This window comes from Streptacidiphilus sp. MAP12-20 (assembly GCF_041262525.1).
GTDB lineage: Bacteria > Actinomycetota > Actinomycetes > Streptomycetales > Streptomycetaceae > Streptacidiphilus.
Map to the genome: position 1 here is coordinate 108,987 of NZ_JBGCCK010000017.1, position 20,597 is coordinate 129,583.

Annotated in this window: 21 protein-coding genes; 19 read left to right on the top strand and 2 right to left on the bottom strand. The window is 71.3% G+C overall.

Annotation, left to right across the window (positions count from 1 at the left end):
• The first annotated feature begins 100 nt into the window (after positions 1-100).
• Entirely contained in the window at positions 101-2,548 is a 2,448-nt protein-coding gene (locus ABIA32_RS23060; protein WP_370098602.1) for a [protein-PII] uridylyltransferase, read from the top strand.
• On the opposite strand, the gene ABIA32_RS23065 is transcribed toward ABIA32_RS23060, so the two are convergent.
• Entirely contained in the window at positions 2,485-3,006 is a 522-nt protein-coding gene (locus tag ABIA32_RS23065) for a hypothetical protein (RefSeq protein ID WP_370098605.1), read from the bottom strand. The two genes, ABIA32_RS23060 and ABIA32_RS23065, sit on opposite strands and share 64 nt — an antisense overlap.
• Before the next feature lie 162 nt (positions 3,007-3,168).
• Between ABIA32_RS23065 and ffh the strand changes: the two genes are divergently transcribed.
• The 3 genes from ffh (at position 3,169) to ftsH (ending at position 7,376) form a co-directional block, all read left to right on the top strand.
• On the top strand, positions 3,169-4,722 hold the full coding sequence (gene ffh / locus ABIA32_RS23070; protein WP_370098607.1) for a signal recognition particle protein: 1,554 nt from the start codon (positions 3,169-3,171) through the stop codon (positions 4,720-4,722).
• 174 nt (positions 4,723-4,896) lie between these two features.
• A complete protein-coding gene (locus ABIA32_RS23075) occupies positions 4,897-5,433 on the top strand; it encodes a GNAT family N-acetyltransferase (protein WP_370098609.1) in 537 nt (178 codons plus the stop codon).
• Positions 5,434-5,453: 20 nt separating this feature from the next.
• Positions 5,454-7,376 (top strand): ATP-dependent zinc metalloprotease FtsH, encoded by a 1,923-nt coding sequence (ftsH, locus tag ABIA32_RS23080; RefSeq protein WP_370098611.1) that lies wholly within the window; start codon positions 5,454-5,456, stop codon positions 7,374-7,376.
• Positions 7,377-7,519: 143 nt separating this feature from the next.
• On the opposite strand, the gene ABIA32_RS23085 is transcribed toward ftsH, so the two are convergent.
• Positions 7,520-8,326, bottom strand: a complete 807-nt coding sequence (locus tag ABIA32_RS23085) for a class I SAM-dependent methyltransferase (protein WP_370098614.1) — start codon at positions 8,324-8,326, stop codon at positions 7,520-7,522.
• Between the two features lie 175 nt (positions 8,327-8,501).
• Here ABIA32_RS23085 and proS point away from each other — a divergent pair, with 175 nt between their 5' ends.
• The 15 genes from proS to ABIA32_RS23160 all read left to right on the top strand — a co-directional run bounded on the left by proS (position 8,502) and on the right by ABIA32_RS23160 (position 20,585).
• The gene (gene proS, locus ABIA32_RS23090; protein WP_370098617.1) at positions 8,502-9,914 is read left to right on the top strand and encodes a proline--tRNA ligase; all 1,413 of its coding nucleotides are present in this window, start codon (positions 8,502-8,504) and stop codon (positions 9,912-9,914) included.
• Positions 9,915-10,163: 249 nt separating this feature from the next.
• Positions 10,164-10,763, top strand: coding sequence for a hypothetical protein (locus tag ABIA32_RS23095; RefSeq protein WP_370098619.1), 600 nt, complete (start codon positions 10,164-10,166; stop codon positions 10,761-10,763).
• Between the two features lie 223 nt (positions 10,764-10,986).
• On the top strand, positions 10,987-11,424 hold the full coding sequence (gene rpsP / locus ABIA32_RS23100) for a 30S ribosomal protein S16 (protein ID WP_370098621.1): 438 nt from the start codon (positions 10,987-10,989) through the stop codon (positions 11,422-11,424).
• 2 nt (positions 11,425-11,426) lie between these two features.
• The gene (locus ABIA32_RS23105; protein WP_370098623.1) at positions 11,427-11,666 is read left to right on the top strand and encodes an RNA-binding protein; all 240 of its coding nucleotides are present in this window, start codon (positions 11,427-11,429) and stop codon (positions 11,664-11,666) included.
• Between the two features lie 101 nt (positions 11,667-11,767).
• On the top strand, positions 11,768-12,382 hold the full coding sequence (gene rimM / locus ABIA32_RS23110) for a ribosome maturation factor RimM (protein WP_370098625.1): 615 nt from the start codon (positions 11,768-11,770) through the stop codon (positions 12,380-12,382).
• Positions 12,382-13,215 (top strand): tRNA (guanosine(37)-N1)-methyltransferase TrmD, encoded by an 834-nt coding sequence (gene trmD, locus ABIA32_RS23115; protein ID WP_370098628.1) that lies wholly within the window; start codon positions 12,382-12,384, stop codon positions 13,213-13,215. Before rimM ends, trmD begins: the two co-directional genes overlap by 1 nt.
• Before the next feature lie 155 nt (positions 13,216-13,370).
• Positions 13,371-13,721: a 50S ribosomal protein L19 gene (rplS, locus tag ABIA32_RS23120; protein WP_370098631.1), complete on the top strand. Its 351-nt coding sequence runs from the start codon at positions 13,371-13,373 to the stop codon at positions 13,719-13,721.
• A 59-nt stretch (positions 13,722-13,780) separates the two neighbouring features.
• Complete coding sequence (lepB, locus tag ABIA32_RS23125; protein WP_370098633.1) at positions 13,781-14,551, top strand: signal peptidase I; 771 nt, start codon at positions 13,781-13,783, stop codon at positions 14,549-14,551.
• A 10-nt stretch (positions 14,552-14,561) separates the two neighbouring features.
• A complete protein-coding gene (lepB, locus tag ABIA32_RS23130) occupies positions 14,562-15,467 on the top strand; it encodes a signal peptidase I (RefSeq protein ID WP_370098636.1) in 906 nt (301 codons plus the stop codon).
• Between the two features lie 82 nt (positions 15,468-15,549).
• On the top strand, positions 15,550-16,557 hold the full coding sequence (gene lepB / locus ABIA32_RS23135) for a signal peptidase I (RefSeq protein WP_370098723.1): 1,008 nt from the start codon (positions 15,550-15,552) through the stop codon (positions 16,555-16,557).
• Positions 16,558-16,701: 144 nt separating this feature from the next.
• On the top strand, positions 16,702-17,493 hold the full coding sequence (gene lepB, locus ABIA32_RS23140; RefSeq protein WP_370098639.1) for a signal peptidase I: 792 nt from the start codon (positions 16,702-16,704) through the stop codon (positions 17,491-17,493).
• Positions 17,490-18,008, top strand: a complete 519-nt coding sequence (locus ABIA32_RS23145; RefSeq protein WP_370098642.1) for an NUDIX hydrolase — start codon at positions 17,490-17,492, stop codon at positions 18,006-18,008. Before lepB (ABIA32_RS23140) ends, ABIA32_RS23145 begins: the two co-directional genes overlap by 4 nt.
• Positions 18,009-18,021: 13 nt before the next feature.
• Entirely contained in the window at positions 18,022-18,348 is a 327-nt protein-coding gene (locus tag ABIA32_RS23150; protein ID WP_037607578.1) for a DUF2469 domain-containing protein, read from the top strand.
• 235 nt (positions 18,349-18,583) lie between these two features.
• Entirely contained in the window at positions 18,584-18,970 is a 387-nt protein-coding gene (locus ABIA32_RS23155; protein ID WP_370098645.1) for a YraN family protein, read from the top strand.
• Between the two features lies 1 nt (position 18,971).
• Positions 18,972-20,585 carry a YifB family Mg chelatase-like AAA ATPase gene (locus tag ABIA32_RS23160; protein ID WP_370098646.1) on the top strand — a complete coding sequence of 538 codons (1,614 nt, stop codon included), beginning with the start codon at positions 18,972-18,974 and terminating at the stop codon, positions 20,583-20,585.
• The last annotated feature ends 12 nt before the right edge of the window (positions 20,586-20,597 follow it).

Consider the following 20,597-nt stretch of genomic DNA (forward strand, 5'->3'; position numbering starts at 1 on the left):
GCTGGTCGACCTGGTAGAACGTGAAGGGTGAAGCGGGCTCGCAGCCGACGAAGGCTGCGGGTCCGCTCCGCCGTATCCGCACCACGGACGGAGAACGAACGTGACGGACCAGCAGGCCGAAGGCACCGGCTACGCCGCCAGGCGGCTCGCGCTGTTGCGCGAGGGCGGCAAGGGCGGCGCGCCGCGCCGAGCGGCGCTCGCGGAGCTGACGGACCGCTGGCTCTCCGGACTGCTCACCGACGCGCTGTCAGGTGGCACGCCGGAGGGCGTCGCGCTCGTCGCCGTCGGCGGCTACGGACGCGGCGAGCTCTCCCCGCGCAGCGACCTCGACGTGCTGCTGCTGCACGAGGGCGGCGCGCGCGGCACCGGCGTGGCCGCGCTGGCCGAGCGGATCTGGTACCCCGTCTGGGACAACGGCATCGCGCTCGACCACTCCGTGCGCGACCTCGGCCAGGCCCGCAAGGTCGCGGCGGAGGACCTCAAGGCCCAACTCGGCCTGCTCGACGCCCGCCACATCGCCGGCGACCCGGCGCTCACCGCCTCCCTCCGCTCCGCGGTCCTCGCCGACTGGCGTGCGGCCGCCCCCAAGCGGCTCCCCGAGCTGCTCGACCTGTGCCGCGAACGCGCGGAGCGCCAGGGTGAGTTGGCCTTCCTGCTGGAGCCCGACCTGAAGGAGGCCAGGGGCGGCCTGCGCGACGTGACAGCGCTCGACGCCGTCGCCGCCTCCTGGATCGCCGACGCCCCGCGCGCCGGACTGAACGAGGCGGCCGCCAGGCTGCGTGACGTCCGCGACTCGCTGCACCTGGTCACCGGCCGCGCGACCGACCGGCTCAACCTGCAGGAGCAGGACGCCGTCGCCGCCGACCTCGGGCTGCTCGACGCCGACATCCTGTTGCGCCAGGTCTACGAGGCGGCCAGGGTCATCGCCTACGCCTCCGACATCACCTGGCGCGAAGTCGAACGCGTGCTGCGGGCCCGCAGCGGCCGGGGCCGCAGAGTCTTCGGTTTCGGAAGCGGAGGCTTCGGCGGTGGCAGCAGCACCGTGCGCGGACCGGTACCGCGCCGACCGCTGGCCGAGGGCGTCGTCGAGATGGAGGGCGAGGCGGTACTCGCCGCGCCGGCCAGGCCCGGCCACGACCCGGTGCTGCCGCTCCGCGCGGCCGCTGCCGCCGCGCAGGCGGACCTGCCGCTCTCGCCCAGCACGGTGCGCCGCCTGGCCGCCGAGACCCGGCCGCTGCCGGTGCCCTGGCCGGACGAGGCGCGGGAGCAGCTGATCACGCTGCTCGGCGCGGGGGAGAGCGCGATCCCGGTCTGGGAGGCGCTGGAGGCCGAGGGCCTGGTCGCCCGGCTGCTGCCGGACTGGGAGCGGGTCCGCTGCCGCCCGCAGCGCAACGCCGTGCACCGCTGGACCGTGGACCGCCACCTGGTAGAGACGGCCGTCCGCGCCGCCGCGATGACGCGTCGCGTCGCCCGCCCGGACCTGCTGCTGGTCGCCGCCTTCCTGCACGACATCGGCAAGGGCTGGCCCGGCGACCACTCCGAGGCCGGTGAGGTGATCACCCGCGATGTCGCGACCCGGCTCGGCTTCCCGAAGGCCGACGTCGAGACCCTCGCGCTGCTGGTCCGGCACCACCTGCTGCTGGTCGAGACCGCGATGCGGCGCGACCCCGACGACCCGGCCACCGTCGCCGCGATCACCTCGGTGGTCGGCAGCGTCGGCACGCTCGAGCTGCTGCACGCGCTGACCGAGGCCGACGCGTTGGCCACCGGACCGGCGGCGTGGAGCAACTGGCGGGCGACTCTGGTCGGCGAACTGGTCCAGCGCGCCTCGGCGGCGCTCGCGGGGGAGTCGCCCGCGCCGGACACCGGACTCACCGCGATGGACCCGACCGCCGAGGAGGAACGCCTGGCGGTCGAGGCCGCCCGGACCAACGGCCCGGTCCTCTCGGTGCGCGCCGAGGCGGAAGGCCACGGCGACGAGCACGAGCCGATGGGCGTCGAGCTGACCCTCGCGCTGCCGGACCGTCCGTCCGTGCTGCCCGTCGTCGCGGGTGTGCTGGCGCTGCACCGGCTCACCGTGCGGGCGGCGGCGATCCGCGAGCTGGACCCGATCGGTGCCGGGCCGGTGCTGGTGCTGACCTGGAAGGTCGCGACCGAGTTCGGCGAGGTCCCCGAGGCGGCCCGGCTGCGCGCCGACATCCGTCGCGCGCTGGAGGGCGGCCTGGACGTCACCCGTCGCCTCGCCGAGCGCGACGCCTCGGCTCCCCGGCGGCGGGGCAGCGTCGCCCCGCCGCCGCGGGTCACCGTGGCGCGGGGGAGCAGCGCCTCGGCGACCGTGCTGGAGGTCCGCGCCCACGACGCGCCGGGTCTGCTGCACCGGATCGGCCGTGCGCTTGAGGGCACCGGCATCCGGGTCCACCGCGCGCGGATCTCCACGCTCGGCGCGGACGCGGTCGACGCCTTCTACCTCACCGACCCCGAGGGTCAGCCGCTCTCGGACGCGGCGGCGACGGAGCTGGCCCGCTCGGTGGAGCGCGCGCTGTCCTGAGCCTGCCCGACCAACTCGTCCAGCGGCTGCCGGAAGCCGACGCGGCGGGCCGGCACCCCGGCCCAGATCTCGTTCGGGCCGGTCGACCGCGTCAGTACGGCGTTCGCGCCGACGATCGTGCCGCGGCCGACCGTCAGCACCCCCGTCTTGCAGACGACGCGCGCGCCCGAGCAGAGCACGGCGCCGTCCTCGACGACGACCCGCTCCATCCGGCTGAGCTCCTGCGGCACCCACGGGTCCGCGCGGCCGATGGTGACGTTGTTGTAGAGGACGACGTCCGCGCCGAGCGTCGTGTACGGGTGCAGCACCAGGCCGAAGCCCCGGTGGAACACGACCAGCCCGGGGCCGATCTCGGCGGCGGCGGGCACTTCGACTCCGTAGAGCGCGAGCAACTCCTGCACCGCGCGACCCAGCAGCGGGTGGCGACGGGCGTAGATCAGCTTGGCGACCAGCGACATACGCCCATGCTGGTGACGTGACGCGGCGGAGGGGTGGAGGCGCGAGCGCGGTGCCCCCGTACGGGTGCCTCCCGGGTGCGTTCCCGGCACGCACGGCGGGCCAGATACCCTGGTGGGCAATAGCTGTCACCCGCCCTCGAGCAACAAGGACCCGCGACCGACGTGTTCGACACACTTTCCGACCGCCTCGCAGCGACGTTCAAGAACCTCCGGGGCAAGGGCCGCCTGTCCGAGGCGGACATCGACGCCACCGCCCGCGAGATCCGGATCGCCCTGCTGGAGGCGGACGTCGCGCTCCCTGCGGTCCGCGCCTTCATCGCGCGGATCAAGGAGCGGGCCGCCGGCGCGGAGGTCTCCGCCGCGCTGAACCCGGCCCAGCAGGTCATCAAGATCGTCAACGAGGAGCTCATCGGCATCCTCGGTGGCGAGACCCGCCGGCTCCGCTACGCCAAGACCGGCCCGACGGTCATCATGCTGGCCGGTCTCCAGGGCGCCGGTAAGACCACCCTGGCCGGAAAGCTGGCCAAGTGGCTCAAGGACCAGAAGCACACGCCGCTGCTGGTCGCCTGTGACCTCCAGCGCCCGAACGCGGTGACCCAGCTCGGCGTGATGGCCGAGCGCGCGGGCGTCGCGATCTTCGCCCCCGAGCCGGGCAACGGCGTCGGCGACCCGGTCAAGGTCGCCCGCGACTCGATCGACTACGCGAAGACCAAGCAGTACGACGTGGTCATCGTCGACACCGCCGGCCGCCTCGGCATCGACGCCGAGATGATGCAGCAGGCCGCGGACATCCGCGCCGCGGTCAACCCGGACGAGGTCCTCTTCGTCGTCGACGCGATGATCGGCCAGGACGCGGTCACGACCGCGCAGGCCTTCCTCGAGGGCGTCGACTTCACCGGCGTCGTGCTGTCCAAGCTGGACGGCGACGCGCGTGGTGGCGCGGCGCTGTCGGTGGCGCACGTCACCGGCCGTCAGATCATGTTCGCCTCGAACGGCGAGAAGCTCGACGACTTCGACGCCTTCCACCCGGACCGGATGGCCTCGCGCATCCTGGGCATGGGCGACGTGCTCAGCCTGATCGAGCACGCCGAGAAGACCTTCTCCCAGGAGGAGGCCGCCAAGGTCCACTCCAAGCTGGCGAGCAAGGGCGGCAAGGAGTTCGGCCTCGGTGACTTCCTGGCCCAGCTGGAGCAGGTCTCCAAGATGGGCTCGATCACCAAGCTACTCGGCATGCTGCCGGGCATGGCGCAGATGCGCGACCAGATCAACTCGATCGACGACAAGGACGTCGCCCGGGTGGGCGCGATCATCAAGTCGATGACCCCGGCGGAGCGGGACGAACCGAAGCTGATCAACGGCTCGCGCCGGGCGCGTATCGCCAAGGGTTCGGGCGTGCACGTCTCCGAGGTCAGCAGCCTGGTCGAGCGCTTCTTCGAGGCACGCAAGATGATGTCGGCGATGGCGGGCGGCAAGGGCGTGCCCGGCATGCCGATGATGCCCGGCATGGGCGGCGGCGGGGCGCGCAAGGGCAAGCAGCAGAAGGCGGCCAAGGGCCGCCGCCAGAGCGGCAACCCGCTGAAGCGCCAGCAGGACGCGCAGGCGGCGGAGCAGAAGAAGGTCGACGGCGCGGCCCAGCCGGGCGGTGCGTTCGGCCTGGGCGCCGGGCAGAGCCCGACGGACTTCGAGCTCCCCAAGGAGTTCAAGGACCTGCTCTAGAAGGCAAACGGCCAGGTTGCCCTTACCTAGGGGCGCGGGGAACTGCGCGAACAACCACTGACATGCGGATGGCCCTGCTCGTTCGGGGACCCACCACCTCAGTGGTTTGTCGCGCAGTTCCTCGCGCCCCTGGATAGTGCAACTTGCCCTCGCTGCACGCGCTAGCGTTCATGCATGCGTGTAGAGATCCGTCACCCTCAAATCTCCGACGCCGTCGCGTACGCCGCGGCGGTGAACCGTTCCGCCGAGCACATCGGGCGATGGAACCCCGTCGAGCCCGACGCCCTGCCGGAGATGGTGCGCCGTCAGGGCGACGTGCTGCGGACCTTCCTCATCGTGAGCACCGAGGACGGCGGCCTCGTCGGGACATGCAACGTCTCCAACATCGTGCGCGGACGCTTCCGCAACGCCTCGCTCGGCTACAACTCCTACCTCCCCTACAACGGCACCGGTCGGATGACCGAGGGCATGCGCCTCGTCGTGGACGCCTGCTTCACGCCGGAGACCGAGGGAGGTCTCGGCCTGCACCGCCTGGAGATCAACGTCCAGCCCGAGAACGCGCCCTCCGTGGCGATGGCCAAGCGGCTCGGCTTCCGGCTCGAAGGCTTCTCGCCGCGCATGCTGTTCCTCCAGGACGCCTGGCGTGACCACGAGCGATACGCGCTGACCGCGGAGGAGTGGCCCGGCGCGGGTGCTGGCACGGTGTCCTGATTGTCCGTATTGTCACAAGGGTGACCAGCCCTGTGCCGCCTCGCGAGAACCCCGACAAGCTCTGGCGGTCGGAGGGGGCCCCGTCCACGCCGCCCCCTCCGGGCAAGCCGTCCCGGCGCAGCTGGCTGAGCATGGTGCTCACCGCCCTGATCGTGTTCCTGCTCGTGGACATGCTGCTGAACCTCCTCGGCGGCGGGAAGCAGATCAAGGTCCCCTACACCGAGTTCACCAAGCAGCTGAGCGCGGGTCAGGTCTCCGAGATCTACGCCAAGGGCGACACGATCCAGGGCAAGCTCAAGGCCGCCCAGCCGCAGCCGGACGACGGCAGCAAGACCTACACGCAGTTCACCACCCAGCGCCCGGTCTTCGCCGAGGACCCTCTCTGGACCACGCTGACCCAGCAGAACGTGAAGGTCGACGCCGAGCCGGTGGTCAAGGAGCGCAGCTTCCTCGCCAACCTGCTGATCTCGCTGGCGCCGATGCTGCTGCTGGTCGTGCTCTGGGTAGTGATCGCCAAGCGGATGAGCGGGGGCGGCATGGGCGGGCTGGCCAAGAAGGCCCCGCCCAAGCCGATCGAGACGCCGCCGGGCGGCAAGCGCACCACCTTCGAGGACGTCGCGGGTATCGACGAGGTCAAGGCGGAGCTGGCCGAGGTCGTGGACTTCCTGCGGCGACCTGACGACTACCGGAAGCTGGGCGCGAAGATGCCGCGTGGCGTCCTGCTCGCGGGCCCGCCCGGCACCGGCAAGACGCTGCTCGCGCGGGCCGTCGCGGGTGAGGCGAATGTGCCGTTCTTCTCCGCGTCGGCGTCCGAGTTCATCGAGATGATCGTCGGCGTGGGGGCCTCGCGGGTGCGTGAGCTCTTCGCGGAGGCACGCAAGGTCGCGCCCGCGATCATCTTCATCGACGAGATCGACACCATCGGCCGCGCCCGTGGCGGCGGTAACGCGATGGGCGGACACGACGAGCGCGAGCAGACCCTCAACCAGATCCTCACCGAGATGGACGGCTTCTCCGGCTCCGAGGGCGTGGTCGTCCTCGCCGCGACGAACAGGTCCGACGTCCTGGACCCGGCGCTGCTGCGGCCGGGCCGCTTCGACCGCACGGTCATGGTCAGCCCGCCGGACCGGACCGGCCGTGAGGCGATCCTCAAGATCCACACGCGGGACAAGCCGCTGGCGGCCGACGTCGACCTGGAGCAGGTGGCGAAGACGACGCCGGGTATGACCGGCGCGGAACTGGCCAACCTCGCCAACGAGGCCGCGCTGCTCGCGGTCAAGCGCAAGGACGACGAGGTCTCCGGCCGCGACTTCTCCGACGCCCTGGAGAAGGTCCAGCTGGGCGCGGTCCGCGCACTGGTCATGCCGGACGCGGACCGGCTCAGGACGGCGTACCACGAATCCGGCCACGCGCTGCTGGGCATGCTGCAGCCGGGCGCGGACCCGGTGCGCAAGATCACCATTGTCCCGCGCGGCCGCGCGCTGGGCGTGACGCTCTCCACGCCGGAGGCGGACCGCTACTCCTACACCGAGGAGTACCTGCGCGGACGCATCATCGGCGCACTCGGCGGGATGGCGGCGGAGCAGGTGGTCTACGGCGTGATCACGACGGGCGCGGAGAGCGACCTCGAGCAGGTGACGAACATCGCCCGCGGCATGGCGGGCCGCTGGGGCATGAGCGAGAAGGTCGGCCGCCTGACGGCGATCCCGAACGACTCCCAGGGTGCGTACGGCCTGTCGGCTGCGCCGAGCACGCTCGACGCGGTGGACGGCGAGGCGCGGCGGATCGTCGCCGAGTGCTACGAGGAAGCCTGCCGCAAGCTCACCGACCACCGCGACCAGCTGAACGCCTTGGCCGAGGCCCTGATGGAACACGAAACCCTGGACGAGCCCCACGCCTACCGCGTCGCGGGCATCCCACGGACTCTCAAAGACGGCGAGTGACCCGGCAGGACGCCAGGGGCGCGGGGAACTGCGCGAGAAACCACTGACGAGCGGATGGCCCTGCGCGTTCGGTGCTCTACCTGCGCGGGTGGCTTGTCGCGCAGTTCCCCGCGCCCCTGGCGGAGTGCAACTGAGCCCGTTGCCTATCGAACCCTCTCGGCCAGCACGTAGCGGAAGACGTTCTCCATCCGGACCGAGCCGTCCGTCCGGACCCACGGGTACAGCGTCTCGGTGATCTCCTTCGCGACCTGCCGTTCGCCGGAGAACTCCACCGCCGGGTCGAACACGCCCGTCGACATCACGCCGCGCAGCGCCGTGTCCAGGTCCGGGTAGGCGTAAGGGCAGCAGACGCGGCCGCCGCCCGCCGGTCGGAGGCCCGCGCTGTCGATCAGGGATTCCAGCGCGCCCGGCGCGCTCAGCGCGAACGGCGCGTACGGGGCCGACCGTCGCGGATCCGCCAGTCGCCGTGCGACATCCAGCACCGCCGCGCTCTCGCAGCGTTCCTCCGGGCCCCAGGTCGCGAGAGCGACATGCCCGCCCCGCGTGGTGAGCCGCGCCGCGTCACGGACCAAGGCCGGGGGGTCCGCCGTGCAGGAGAGGTGCTCGAACGCCGTCACCAGCGTGTGCGCCGCCCCTCGCGGGGGAGCGATCTCGCGGTAGACGTCCGACAGGACGCGGAGGGAGCGGTCCTGGGCCAGCTCCCGCAGCTCCGCCTCCGGCTCCAGGCCGGCCACCTCCGCGCCGCGCGCCGCCGCGAGCAGGAGGGCAAGGCCCGACCTGCAACCGAGGCCCAGCACCGATGTGGCGGGCCCCACCTCCAGCCGGTCGTAGACCGCCTCGTACAGAGGGACCAGCATCCGTTCCTGGATCTCCGCCCAGTCGCGTGCCCGCTGCCGCGCCCGTGTGCGCTCCCCGCGCTCCCCCCGCTGAGTCAACTGCGCAGAAACCATGATGACGGCTCCTCACCTCGGCCGGGTCCGGGATCCTGCCTCCAGCCAAGCGCGCGAGCCGCCCCGCGTCCATAGTCGAGGCGGACCCTTCGGGGCGGACGTTCCCGCGCGCCCCCCGCAGGCCCCGCGAGAACGGATTGGAGCCGAGCCCGGCCTGCCCCGTACCATTCGCCCCATGGCAAAGGCTCCCGTTCTCACCCCCCAGGCGGATGATTTCCCGCGCTGGTACCAGGATCTGATCAACAAGGCCGAGCTGGCCGACAACGGTCCGGTGCGCGGCACCATGGTCATCCGACCGTACGGCTACGGCCTGTGGGAGCGGATGCAGCAGGAGATGGACGCGCGGATCAAGAAGGCAGGCGCGCAGAACGCCTACTTCCCGATGTTCATCCCGCAGTCCTACCTCACCCGTGAGGCCGAGCACGTCGAGGGCTTCGCGCCCGAGCTCGCGGTGGTCACCCACGGCGGCGGCAAGGAGCTCGAAGAGCCGATCGTCGTCCGGCCGACCTCCGAGACGATCATCAACGAGTACTTCTCGAAGTGGGTCCAGAGCCACCGCGACCTGCCCCTGCTGATCAACCAGTGGGCCAACGTCGTCCGCTGGGAGCTGCGTCCCCGCGTCTTCCTGCGCACCACCGAGTTCCTCTGGCAGGAGGGCCACACGGCCCACGCCACCTACGAGGACGCGCACGCCTACGCGTCGATGATCCACACCGACGTCTACGGCGACTTCATGACCAACGTCCTCGCCATCGACACCGTCCTCGGCCGCAAGACGGCCAAGGAGCGCTTCGCCGGCGCGATCAACACGCTCACGCTCGAAAGCATGATGGTCGACGGTAAGGCGCTGCAGATGGGCACCAGCCACGAGCTGGGCCAGAACTTCGCCAAGGCGTTCAACACCACCTACCTCAAGGGCGAGGGCGAGCGCGAGCACGTCTGGCAGACCTCCTGGGGTACCTCCACCCGCATGGTCGGCGGCCTGATCATGTCGCACGGCGACGACAACGGCCTGCGTGTCCCGCCGCGCCTCGCCGCGGTCCAGGCCGTCGTGCTGGCGATCAAGGGCGACGACGCCGTGCTGGCCAAGGTCCGCGAGATCGGCGCCGCGCTGGAGGCCGCCGGGGTCCGCGTCGTCGTCGACGACAAGACGGACACCCCCTTCGGTCGCCGCGCGGTGGACTGGGAGCTCAAGGGCGTTCCGGTCCGCATCGAGGTCGGCCCGCGCGACCTCGAGAACGGCACGGCCATGCTGGTCCGCCGCATCGCGGGGGGCAAGGAGCCGGTGGCGGTCGACGCGCTGGCGCAGCTGGTGCCCGCCGTGCTGGAGGAGGACCAGGCGCTGCTGCTGCGTCAGTCCCGCGAGCGCCGCGAGTCCCGCACGGTCGATGTCAGCACGATCGACGAGGCCGCCGAGGCCGCCGCGACCGGCTGGGGCCGGATCTCCTGGGCCGAGCTCGGCCCGGAGGGCGAGGCCAAGCTGGCCGAGCAGGGCGTCTCGGTCCGCTGCATCGTGGCCGAGGACGGCTCGGTGCCGGAGACGGACGACCAGGCGGGCAACATCGCGATCGTGGCCCGCGCCTACTGAGCCTCGTCTCAGTGGTTGAGACCATGCTCAGCCGATTGTCGTAGGACGGCCGGTCCTGCCCCCTCGCACGGGGGGCCGGGGCCGGCCGTCTCGTTCTGGTCAACTGCCCTGTCCAGAACGGCAGATGAATATCGCAGGCGGTGCCGCCCGGGGTGAACGGGGCAATGTGGCGCAGGTCACGGAAAAATAAAGCCTTCAACAATTCTCGAATCTGCGGAACATCGTGGAACCCTGCCTCGTTGGCGTTGCGTGAGCACGACACAACCTCTGGTCCTCGCCGCCGAGCTGGCCGTCGCCTGGGGCGACATCCAGCGCTTCCACTCCGACCTGCCGAACCTCGCGGCCCCGGAATCGCTGATCGGGGAGTCCTCCTCGGCCTGCGGTACCGAGCTGGGCTTCGAGCGGCTGCTGCACGAGGCCGCCCACGGCCTCGCCGCCGCGCGCGGCATCCGGGACACGTCCCGGGCCGGGCGCTACCACAACCGGCGCTTCCTGACCCTGGCCGACGAGCTCGGCCTCGATCACAACGCCGACCCTCACCCCAGCTCCGGCTTCTCCCTGGTCACCATGCGACCGGAAACCCGTGAGCGCTTTGCTGAAACGATTGACCGCCTGCAGCGCGCGCTGGGCGACCACGCTGCCGCGACCAGCAGCACGGGCGACCGGTCGCGCACCTTCCGCGGTCCGGCCACCCGGCACGGCTCCTCGGGTGGCGGCGTCCGTGTCAAGGCGGTCTGCGGCTGCGGGCGCAACGTCCGCGTCGTGCCCTCGGTGCTGGCCCAGGCGCCCATCGTCTGCGGCAACTGCGGCGAGGTCTTCCAGATCGCCGAGCCGCGCACCCGCCGCTGAACGACCGACCGCCGTCGGGCCTGCCAGGGCTTGTCCAGAGCCTGTCCAGGGCCCGGCGGTCAAGCGTCACGCGCCGATATGGCAGAATGGACAGCTGAGTACTCGGCAGCCGAGCAGGGCCCTCTCTCCTTCCGGCTGACGTGTCCGTAGAGCAGCCAGCAGCCGCAACCCCACGTGGAACGCGCGGCTGCTCACCCACGTCAAAACCAGGAGAACCACTCCCGTGGCAGTCAAGATCAAGCTGAAGCGTCTCGGCAAGATTCGCTCCCCGCACTACCGCATCGTCGTCGCCGACGCCCGCACCAAGCGTGACGGTCGCGCGATCGAGGAGATCGGCATCTACCAGCCGACCTACGACCCCTCGATCATCAAGGTCGACAGCGACCGCGCCCAGTACTGGCTCGGTGTCGGCGCCCAGCCGACCGAGGCCGTGCTCGCCATCCTGAAGCTCACCGGTGACTGGCAGAAGTTCAAGGGCCTCGAGGCCCCGGCGCCGCTCAAGGTCGCCGAGCCCAAGGTCACGGACTTCTCGCACCTGTTCGCGAAGGCCGTCGCCGGCTTCGAGAGCGAGACCACCGGTGTGGCCATCACTCCGAAGGCCAAGAAGACGGAGAAGAAGGACGAGGCCGCGGCCGAGTCCGACGCTTCCGCCGAGGCGTGATCATGCTGGAGGAAGCCCTCGAGCACCTGGTGAAGGGCATCGTCGAGAACCCGGACGAGGTCCAGGTCAGCTCGCGTGAGCTCCGCCGGGGCCGGATCCTCGAGGTGCGCGTGCACCCGGAGGATCTCGGTAAGGTCATCGGCCGCGGCGGGCGCACTGCGCGTGCGCTGCGCACCGTGGTCACCGCGCTCGGTGGTCGCAGCGTCCGGGTCGACCTCGTCGACGTGGACAGCGTGCGCTGACCAGGCCACGCCGCCAAAGGCTTGGCTGAGAGGCACCTCTCGGGGCTGACTGGGATCCTGGATCCCAGTCAGCCCTTTTTGACTTAAGGAGACGCGGAACAGTGCAGCTCATCGTCGGCCGGATCGGCCGCGCCCACGGGATCAAGGGTGACGTCACCGTGGAGGTGCGCACCGACGAGCCAGAGCTGCGGCTCGGCCCCGGCGCGGTGCTGATGACCGACCCCGCCACGGCCGGCCCGCTCACCATCGCCACCGGCAAGGTGCACAGCGGTCGGCTGCTGCTGCGCTTCGAGGGCGTCAACGACCGCAACGCCGCCGAGGCGCTGCGCGGCACGCTGCTGATCGCCGAGATCGACCCCGAGGACCGTCCGGAGGACCCGGAGGAGTTCTACGACCACCAGCTGATCGGGATCGACGTCTTCCTGGCCGACGGCACCTTGGTCGGTGAGCTGACCGAGGTCGTCCACCTGCCCTACCAGGACCTGCTCACCGTGCTCCGCGCGGACGGCAGTGAGGTGCTGATCCCGTTCGTCACCGAGATGGTGCCGGAGATCGACCTGGAGGAGCAGCGGGCCGTGATCACCCCGCCGCCGGGCCTGCTCGACCCGGAGGAGGCCGTGGTGGTCAGCACCCGCGACGACGAGAAGCACGAGCCCCGGCCGGTCGCCAAGGGCGAGGACGCTGCCCCGACCGACGAGAGCGGTGCCGACGCCTGATGCGGATCGACGTCGTCACGATCTTTCCCGAGTACCTCGCCCCGCTGGACCTCTCCCTGGTCGGCAAGGCTCGCGCCCGCGGTCAGCTGGACGTCCGGCTGCACGAGCTGCGCGAGTTCACCCACGACGTGCACCGCACCGTGGACGACTCGCCGTACGGGGGCGGTCCCGGCATGGTGATGAAGCCCGAGCCCTGGGCGGAGGCACTGGACGCCGTCGTCGCTTCCGGCTCCGCCGAGGGGGTTGGCGAGGGTGCCGTGCCCACGCTGGTCGTGCCGACCCCCAGTGGACGTCCGTTCACCCAGGAGCTGGCCCAGCAGCTCGCCGCCGAGCCCTGGCTCGCCTTCGCGCCCGCCCGCTACGAGGGCATCGACCGCCGCGTCATCGAGGACGCGGCCGCGCGCATGCCCGTCGTCGAGGTCTCCATCGGGGACTACGTGCTGGCCGGTGGCGAGGTCGCGGTGCTGGTGATCGTCGAGGCGGTGGCCCGGCTGCTGCCCGGCGTGCTCGGCAACGCCGAGTCGCACCAGGACGACTCCTTCGCGCCGGGCCGGATGGCCGACCTGCTGGAAGGTCCCGTCTACACCAAGCCCGCCGAGTGGCGCGGCCGGGCCGTGCCCGAGGTGTTGCTCAGCGGCAACCACGCCAAGATCGCCCGCTGGCGTCGCGACGAGGCCTTCGCACGGACCCTCGCCAACCGCCCCGACCTGGTCGCCCGCTGGGAGCGCGGCGCGATGGACAAGCACGACCTCAAGGCGCTGGCCGGCATGGGCGTCTGGTGGGACGAGGCGAGCGGCCGATTTCTTCAGGGCGCAGAAGACGTGCAAGAATAGCTCCTTGCTGCCTGTCCACGGCCGACGCCGCTGCGAAAGCACGGTGCAGGACCGCCGCCTCTGCCACAGGGGAGACGACGGAAACCGGCGGACACACAGCGAATCATCAATCACGAATTCCGCGGGTGGCCTGTGGCGCCTGTGATGGAGAAATCATGAGCAACCTGCTCAGCGAGATCGACAGCGCGTCGGTCCGCGCCGACATTCCGGCCTTCCGCCCCGGCGACACCGTGAACGTCCACGTTCGCGTCATCGAGGGCAACCGCTCCCGTATCCAGCAGTTCAAGGGCGTCGTCATCCGTCGCCAGGGTGCGGGCGTGCGCGAGACCTTCACGGTCCGCAAGGTCAGCTTCAACGTCGGCGTCGAGCGCACCTTCCCGGTGCACACCCCGATCGTCGAGAAGATCGAGGTCGTGACCCGCGGTGCGGTCCGTCGCGCCAAGCTGTACTACCTCCGTGACCTGCGCGGCAAGGCCGCGAAGATCAAGGAGAAGCGCGACAGCTGAGCTGTCACGTCTGCCTCCTGCCGCAGCGGCTCAGCCTGATGGCTTAGGCTGCTGCGGCAATGGAAACGCAGCAGCTTCCCGGGGACCGCGACAGCGCCCAGCCACCCGTCGACGACGAGGTGGCGGCGGCGCCGTCGCGGTCCTCCGGCGTTTCGTGGCTTGCCTCCCGGTCGGGCGGCGCTCGACTCAAGGAGATCGCGCTCCTCGTCGTGGTCTGCGCCGTCGCGATCGTGCTGCTGAACCGTTTCGTCGCTCAGCCGTTCACGATCCCGTCCGGCTCCATGGAGAACACGCTCGCCGTCGGGGACCGGGTGCTGGTCAACAAGGTCTCCTACGCCTTCGGCGGCGCCCCGCACCGCGGCGATGTCGTCGTCTTCGACGGCCGCGGGTCCTTCATCGACACCGAGACCCAGGACGCCGGCGACGGTTCCGGCAACGACTTCGTGAAGCGCGTCATCGGCGTCGCCGGCGACACGGTCAAGTGCTGCGACGCTCAGGGCCGCATCACCGTGGACGGCGTCCCGCTCGACGAGAGCTCCTACCTTTTTCCCGGCGCCAAGCCGTCCGCCTACCCCTTCGTCGTGGTGGTTCCGGCGGGCAAGCTCTTCGTGCTCGGCGACAACCGCGCCGTCTCCGCGGATTCAAGAGACCACCTGGGCGACCCCGGCGGCGGCTTCGTGCCGGTCGGCCGGGTCATCGGACGCGCGGAGTGGGTGATCCTGCCCGTCGGCCACTGGCGTTCCCTGGACCGCCCGCAGGTGTTCGCGGAGCTGGACCGCGCGATCGCGGCCGCCGGAGCGGGAGGCGGGGCCCGTGGGCACCAGGGGTAGATCGCGTTCCGTGCCGTCGCGATCCCGGTTCGAGTCCGACGCCGCCGAGTCCGCCGAGTCCGCCGAGGTGGGGGACGAGGAGCTGTCGGGCGGCAGCGGGCGGGCCGAACGAGGCCGTGCTGAGAGGCGGCGCAGTGCCAAGCGGGCCAAGCGGCGCAGGCAGCGTTCGCTGGCCAGGGAGATCCCGCTGGTGATCGGCGTCGCCCTGGTCATCACCCTGCTGCTGCAGACCTTTCTGGTGCAGGTCTTCTCGATCCCTTCCGGCTCGATGCAGAACACCATCGCCATCGGCGACCGGGTCGCGGTCGACAAGCTGTCGCCCTGGCTCGGCTGGCAGCCCGAGCGGGGCGACGTCGTGGTCTTCAACGACCCGAGCGACTGGCTCAGGAACGATCCGGTGCCCAAGTCGGGTCCGCTGCTCGGTGCGATCAAGAGCACCTTCAACTTCCTCGGACTGCTGCCCTCGGACCGCGATCTGATCAAGCGTGTGATCGGCCTGCCCGGCGACACCGTGGCGTGCTGCGACAGCCACGGCCGGATCCTCGTCAACGGCAAGCCGATCGAGGAGCCCTATCTCTTCGCCGGCAACCCGCCGTCCCGGATCCCCTTCAAGGTCACTGTCCCGGCCGGCGAGTTGTGGGTGATGGGTGATCATCGCGACATCTCGGCGGACTCCCGCTACCACATGACCGAGCCGGGGGGCGGCTTCGTGCCGGAGAAGGACGTGGTCGGCCGCGCTGTCGCGGTGGTCTGGCCGATGTCGCGCTGGCAGACTCTGCCGGGCGGCCAGCAAAGTGTTCGTCAAGTTTCTTCGTCCGCGCCCCTGGGACCGGTTCCCGGGGAACTCCCGCTCGTTATGGGTGTGGTCGCGGCTGTGCCCGGGGCGGGACGCGCAAGGCGTCGCCGTCGCGGGTGACACGTCGCGGGTGGGCCTGGTGGTACGTGTGTGCGCGGACGGACGCCGTCCGCGGTTCAGCTGAGGAGGCGACGTGGGGGACTTGGTGGTCGGTGCACGCTCTGGTGTCGGCGAGCCCGAGGACTCCAGCGGTCGTACCGTAGGGTCCGTGGACGACAAGGGACGCGGGGAAGCCGCCCAGGAGAAGAGCGAGGCATCGGAGATGGGCGAGCAGACGGAGAGCCCGGTGGAGGATCTCACCGAGGGCTCCGACGTCGTCGTGGGCAACGGTGGCGACACCGACGGCTCCGAGTCCACCAAGTCGAAGGGGAAGAAGCAGCGTTCCTTCTGGAAGGAGCTGCCGATCCTGATCGGCGTCGCGCTGGTGCTGGCGCTGCTGATCAAGACCTTCCTGGTGCAGGCATTCTCGATCCCCTCCGGATCGATGGAGAACACGCTGCGGATCGGGGACCGGGTCCTGGTCGACAAGTTGACGCCGAGCTTCGGCTCGAAGCCGTCGCGCGGCGAGGTCGTCGTCTTCCACGACCCGAGCAACTGGCTGGCCGGCGAGCCCGGGCAGCAGCCCAGCAGCAACGGCTTCGTTCGCGGCGTCCAGGACGTGCTCTCGTGGATCGGCCTGATGCCGTCCGCCAACGAGAAGGACCTGATCAAGCGGGTCATCGCGGTCGGCGGCGACACCATCAGCTGCTCGGGCACCGGCCCGGTCTACGTCAATGGCAAGGCGCTGAACGAGCCCTACCTCTACCCGGGCAACACGCCGTGCGGCGACAAGAACATCACCAAGTTCAAGGTCCCGGCCAACTCGATCTTCGTCATGGGCGACCACCGCCAGGACTCGGCGGACTCCCGGTACCACGTCGACGAGCCCGGTGGCGGCTCGGTGCCGGACAGCGACGTGATCGGCCGCGCGATCGTGGTGGCCTGGCCGCCGTCGAACTGGAAGACGCTGCCGATCCCGGACACCTTCTCGCAGCCGGGCATCAGCAACCAGGCCGCCGCCTTCGTCGACGGCAACCCGGCCGTGGTGGCCCTGGTCGGCGCCGTGCCGATCACGCTGCTCAACCGGCGCAGGAAGCTCCGGCGGAAGTAGCGGGGAAGTAGCCCGGAAGAAGTCGCTCTGCTCTTGCGAGGGCCGTGGTACCGACGAGTAATCTGCTCGGACGTACCACGGCCCTCTGCTGTGGCACGCGGACTGGCGCCCGACGGGCGCGGACGAGTGCGGGGAGCGACGGGCATGGCGGGACGTAAGCCCACGGCGGGCGGAGTGCTCCAGGCACTGGGAATCGGGATCGGGCTGCTGGCCATGGTCGGCGGCTTCGTGCTGCTCGCCGTCCAGTACCGCCCCTACACGGTGCCCACCGGCTCCATGGAGCCGACCGTGAAGTCCGGAGAGACGGTGCTCGCCGAGCAGGTTTCCGGTTCCGCGATCGGCCGCGGCGACATCGTCGTCTTCAAGGACGCGGACTGGGGCAACAGCGCGATGGTCAAGCGGGTCGTCGGCGTCGGCGGCGACGTCGTGAAGTGCTGCGACGCCCAGGGTCGGGTGACCGTCAACGGTGTCCCGCTCAGCGAGAGCTACCTGGACACCTCCCCACGCTCCCCGGGAAGCGGTGGCAGTGCCGGTGCGGCGCTGGGCGCGGGCCCGGCCACGCAGCAGTTCAGCACCACCGTCCCGGCCGGCCGGCTCTGGCTGATGGGCGACAGCCGGGCTGTCTCCGAGGACTCCCGGGTCCACATCGACCAGCTGGGCGGCAGCGTTCCGGCCTCCGCGGTGATAGGCCGGGTGGAGGGTGTGGCCTGGCCGCTGGGGGCCGCCCGCACGATCGACCGCACGAGCGTCTTCGACGCCCTGCCGGGCGCGCGGGCGACGGACCACGGGCCGCTGGGCCTGGCCACCCTCGCCACGCTCGGTGGAGCCGCGCTGGTGTTGATCACCGCTGCGGCGGGTACGGTCGCAGGCATGGCAGGTCGGAAGCGCTCGCGTCCGGCACCCGCGCAGGAACGTACGAGGAGCACCACCGGATGACACCGAAGCGGCGCCGCGCGGCGCGCGTGCTGCTGCTCGACCCGGAGGACCGGATCCTGCTGCTGCACGGCTTCGATCCGCAGCAGCAGGGCCGGGAGTGGTGGTTCACCCCCGGCGGCGGCGTCGAGGAGGGTGAGGGCCTCGCGGAGGCGGCGCACCGCGAGATCGCCGAGGAGACCGGCATCCGCGACGCCCGGCTGGGCCCGTTGCTGGCGACGCGGGCGACGGAGTTCGAGTTCGACGGCCGCAGCTACGCCCAGGACGAGTGGTACTACCTGGCCCGTACGGAGACCGTCGAGACGGACACCTCCGGGCAGACCGAGCTGGAGCTGCGCACCACCGACGCGCTGCGCTGGTGGACCCTTCAGGAGCTGAGGGAGACCGAGGAGACCATCTATCCGAACGCGCTGGCGAAGCTGCTGGCGCAGGTTCTGCGGGAAGGCCCACCTGCCCGCCCGGTCAGGCTCTCCGGGCCGCGCCTGTGGTCCACAATGGTTGGACGTACGCACAGCTGAGGGGAACGTGGGGATGAGTGCCGAGGACCTCGAAAAGTACGAGACCGAGATGGAGCTCAAGCTCTACCGGGAGTATCGAGACGTCGTCGGGCTGTTCAAGTTCGTGATCGAGACCGAGCGGCGCTTTTACCTGACGAACGACTACGAGCTCAAGGTGCAGTCACTGCAGGGCGAGGTGTTCTTCGAGGTCACGATGGCCGACGCGTGGGTCTGGGACATGTACCGTCCGGCCCGCTTCGTGCGTCAGGTCCGGGTGCTGACCTTCAAGGACGTGAACGTGGAGGAGCTCGCCAAGAGCGATCTGGAGCTGCCGCAGGACGAGCCTGGCTTCGGACGCTGAGGGCGCCGCTGGGGTACCGCAGCGGCGCCGCCGGGCGCGACGTGGGGCGGCACCGCCCCGCGCGTGCCCGGCGAATGCTTTCGCGCGTGCCCGGCGTGCAGCGGGTGCGTGCGTGCTTCGGGTTCACCCTGGCGGGTGGCCCGGTTTTCCACACCCCTGAGTTGTCCACAGGCCGGCGCAAGCCGCTGGCCCCACACCTCCGCCACCGGGAGATTTCTCGGCGGAGGTGATTCCGATGACCGCACGCACCCAGGCCCTCGGCCGTTACGGGGAGCAGGCCGCCGCACGCCATCTCGAGGCGGCCGGGCTGCGCGTCCTCGCCAGGAACTGGCGCTGCCGCGCCGGCGAGCTCGACATCGTCGCACTCGATCCGCTGCTGCCCGGTGGCCCGGCCCTCGCGGTCTGCGAAGTCAAGACGCGCACCGAACACGGCCTGCAGAGCCCGGCCGAGGCGGTCGGCGAGGTCAAGGCGGAACGGCTGCTCGGCCTGGCCGAACGCTGGCTGGCCGAGTGCTGGTCAGGGCCTCCGCCGCCGGGTGGCGTCCGTGTCGATCTGATCTGCGTGGTCCACGGCCGCCGGGGCGCGGCCCGGATCACCCACCTTCGCGGGGCGGTGGGCTGAGATGGTCTTCGCCCGCACCGGTTCGGTCGCGCTGATCGGGGTGGACGGAGTGGTGGTCGAGGTTCAGGCCGATCTGGAGCCCGGCCTCGCCGCCTTCACGATCGTGGGGCTGCCTGACAAGGCGATCAACGAATCGCGCGACCGCGTTCGCGCGGCGGTGGTGAACAGCGGCGAGCGGTGGCCGTTGAAGAAGCTGACCGTGGGCCTCTCTCCGGCCTCGGTGCCCAAGAGCGGTTCCGGCTTCGACCTGGCCATCGCCTGCGCGGTCCTCGCGGCGGCGGAGCGGCTGCGGCCGGAGTCGATCGAGCGGCTGCTGCTGGTCGGCGAGCTCAGCCTGGACGGCCGCGCCCGGCCGGTGCGCGGCGTGCTGCCCGCCGTCCTCGCCGCGGCCGATGCCGGCTACGCGAAGGTCGCCGTCCCGCAGGCGACGGCGGCGGAGGCCGCGCTGGTGCCGGGCGTCGAGGTGCTGGCGGTGCGCTCGCTGCGGCAGCTGATCGCTCTGCTGGGCGGCGAGCCGGAGCCGGAGGAGCCCCCGGATCCACTGTTCGGGTCGGGGCCCGATCCGGCCCTCGCCGGTCTATCCCTGCCGGGCATCGGCGTGCGGCACAGCGGCGAGGACGGCGACTGGAAGAAGGATCTCGCCGACGTGGCCGGCCAGTTCGAAGCCCGCCGCGCACTGGAACTGGCGGCAGCCGGCGGGCACCACCTCTTCCTGAAGGGGCCGCCAGGAGCCGGCAAAACCATGCTGGCCGAGCGACTCCCCGGCATCCTGCCCCCGCTGCTCCCGCGCGAGGCGCTGGAGGTCACCGCGATCCACTCGATCGCGGGCCTGCTCCCGGCCGGCCGGCCGCTCGTCCGCAACGCGCCGTACTGTGCCCCGCACCATTCGACGACGATGCCCGCCATCGTCGGCGGCGGCAGCGGTCTGCCCCGCCCGGGCGCGGCCTCGCTGGCCCATCGCGGGGTGCTGTTCCTGGACGAGGCTCCGGAGTTCTCGGTGCGGGTTCTCGACGCCCTGCGCCAGCCGCTGGAGTCGGGCGAGGTGCTCGTCGCCCGCTCGGCGGGCTCGATGCGACTGCCGGCCCGCTTCCTGCTGCTGCTCGCAGCGAACCCCTGCCCGTGCGGCCGGTGGTCGCGGCGCGGGGAGTCCTGCGAGTGCACGCCGACGATGGTCAGCCGCTACCAGGCTCGCCTGAGCGGACCGCTGCTCGACCGGGTGGATCTCCGCGTCCAGGTCGACGCGGTCAGCCGGGCCCAGCTGCTCCAGCGCGAGTCCCCGGCGGAGTCCACGGCGGTGGTCGCGGCCCGGGTCCTCACCGCCCGCGAACGCGCGGCGGCCCGCTACGCGGGCACACCATGGCGTGTGAACGGCGAGGTCCCCGGCCACGAACTGCGCACCCGCTATCCGCTCGGCCCCGAGGCGCTGCGCGACGCGGAGCGCGAGATGGAACGCGGCTTCCTCACCGCCCGCGGCCTCGACCGCGTCCTCCGCGTCTCCTGGACCGTCGCCGACCTCTCCGGCTCCGACCGCCCCAACCGCACCCACGTCCGCACCGCCCTCGCCCTCCGCGGCGCCCATATCCGCGACGCCCCACCCCCGGAACCCTGCTTCTAGCCCGCCTCATTG

What these genes read in the sequence shown, in the direction of transcription:
- lepB (WP_370098639.1), top strand. Translation starts at nt 16,702, where the DNA reads ATGGCGGGACGTAAGCCCACGGCGGGCGGAGTGCTCCAGGCACTGGGA.
- ABIA32_RS23105 (WP_370098623.1), top strand. Translation starts at nt 11,427, where the DNA reads ATGCTGGAGGAAGCCCTCGAGCACCTGGTGAAGGGCATCGTCGAGAAC.
- ABIA32_RS23160 (WP_370098646.1), top strand. Translation starts at nt 18,972, where the DNA reads ATGGTCTTCGCCCGCACCGGTTCGGTCGCGCTGATCGGGGTGGACGGA.
- ABIA32_RS23085 (WP_370098614.1), bottom strand. Translation starts at nt 8,326, where the DNA reads ATGGTTTCTGCGCAGTTGACTCAGCGGGGGGAGCGCGGGGAGCGCACA.
- ABIA32_RS23150 (WP_037607578.1), top strand. Translation starts at nt 18,022, where the DNA reads ATGAGTGCCGAGGACCTCGAAAAGTACGAGACCGAGATGGAGCTCAAG.
- ABIA32_RS23145 (WP_370098642.1), top strand. Translation starts at nt 17,490, where the DNA reads ATGACACCGAAGCGGCGCCGCGCGGCGCGCGTGCTGCTGCTCGACCCG.
- rplS (WP_370098631.1), top strand. Translation starts at nt 13,371, where the DNA reads ATGAGCAACCTGCTCAGCGAGATCGACAGCGCGTCGGTCCGCGCCGAC.
- proS (WP_370098617.1), top strand. Translation starts at nt 8,502, where the DNA reads ATGGCAAAGGCTCCCGTTCTCACCCCCCAGGCGGATGATTTCCCGCGC.
- ABIA32_RS23155 (WP_370098645.1), top strand. Translation starts at nt 18,584, where the DNA reads ATGACCGCACGCACCCAGGCCCTCGGCCGTTACGGGGAGCAGGCCGCC.
- trmD (WP_370098628.1), top strand. Translation starts at nt 12,382, where the DNA reads ATGCGGATCGACGTCGTCACGATCTTTCCCGAGTACCTCGCCCCGCTG.
- ABIA32_RS23065 (WP_370098605.1), bottom strand. Translation starts at nt 3,006, where the DNA reads ATGTCGCTGGTCGCCAAGCTGATCTACGCCCGTCGCCACCCGCTGCTG.
- ABIA32_RS23075 (WP_370098609.1), top strand. Translation starts at nt 4,897, where the DNA reads ATGCGTGTAGAGATCCGTCACCCTCAAATCTCCGACGCCGTCGCGTAC.
- lepB (WP_370098633.1), top strand. Translation starts at nt 13,781, where the DNA reads ATGGAAACGCAGCAGCTTCCCGGGGACCGCGACAGCGCCCAGCCACCC.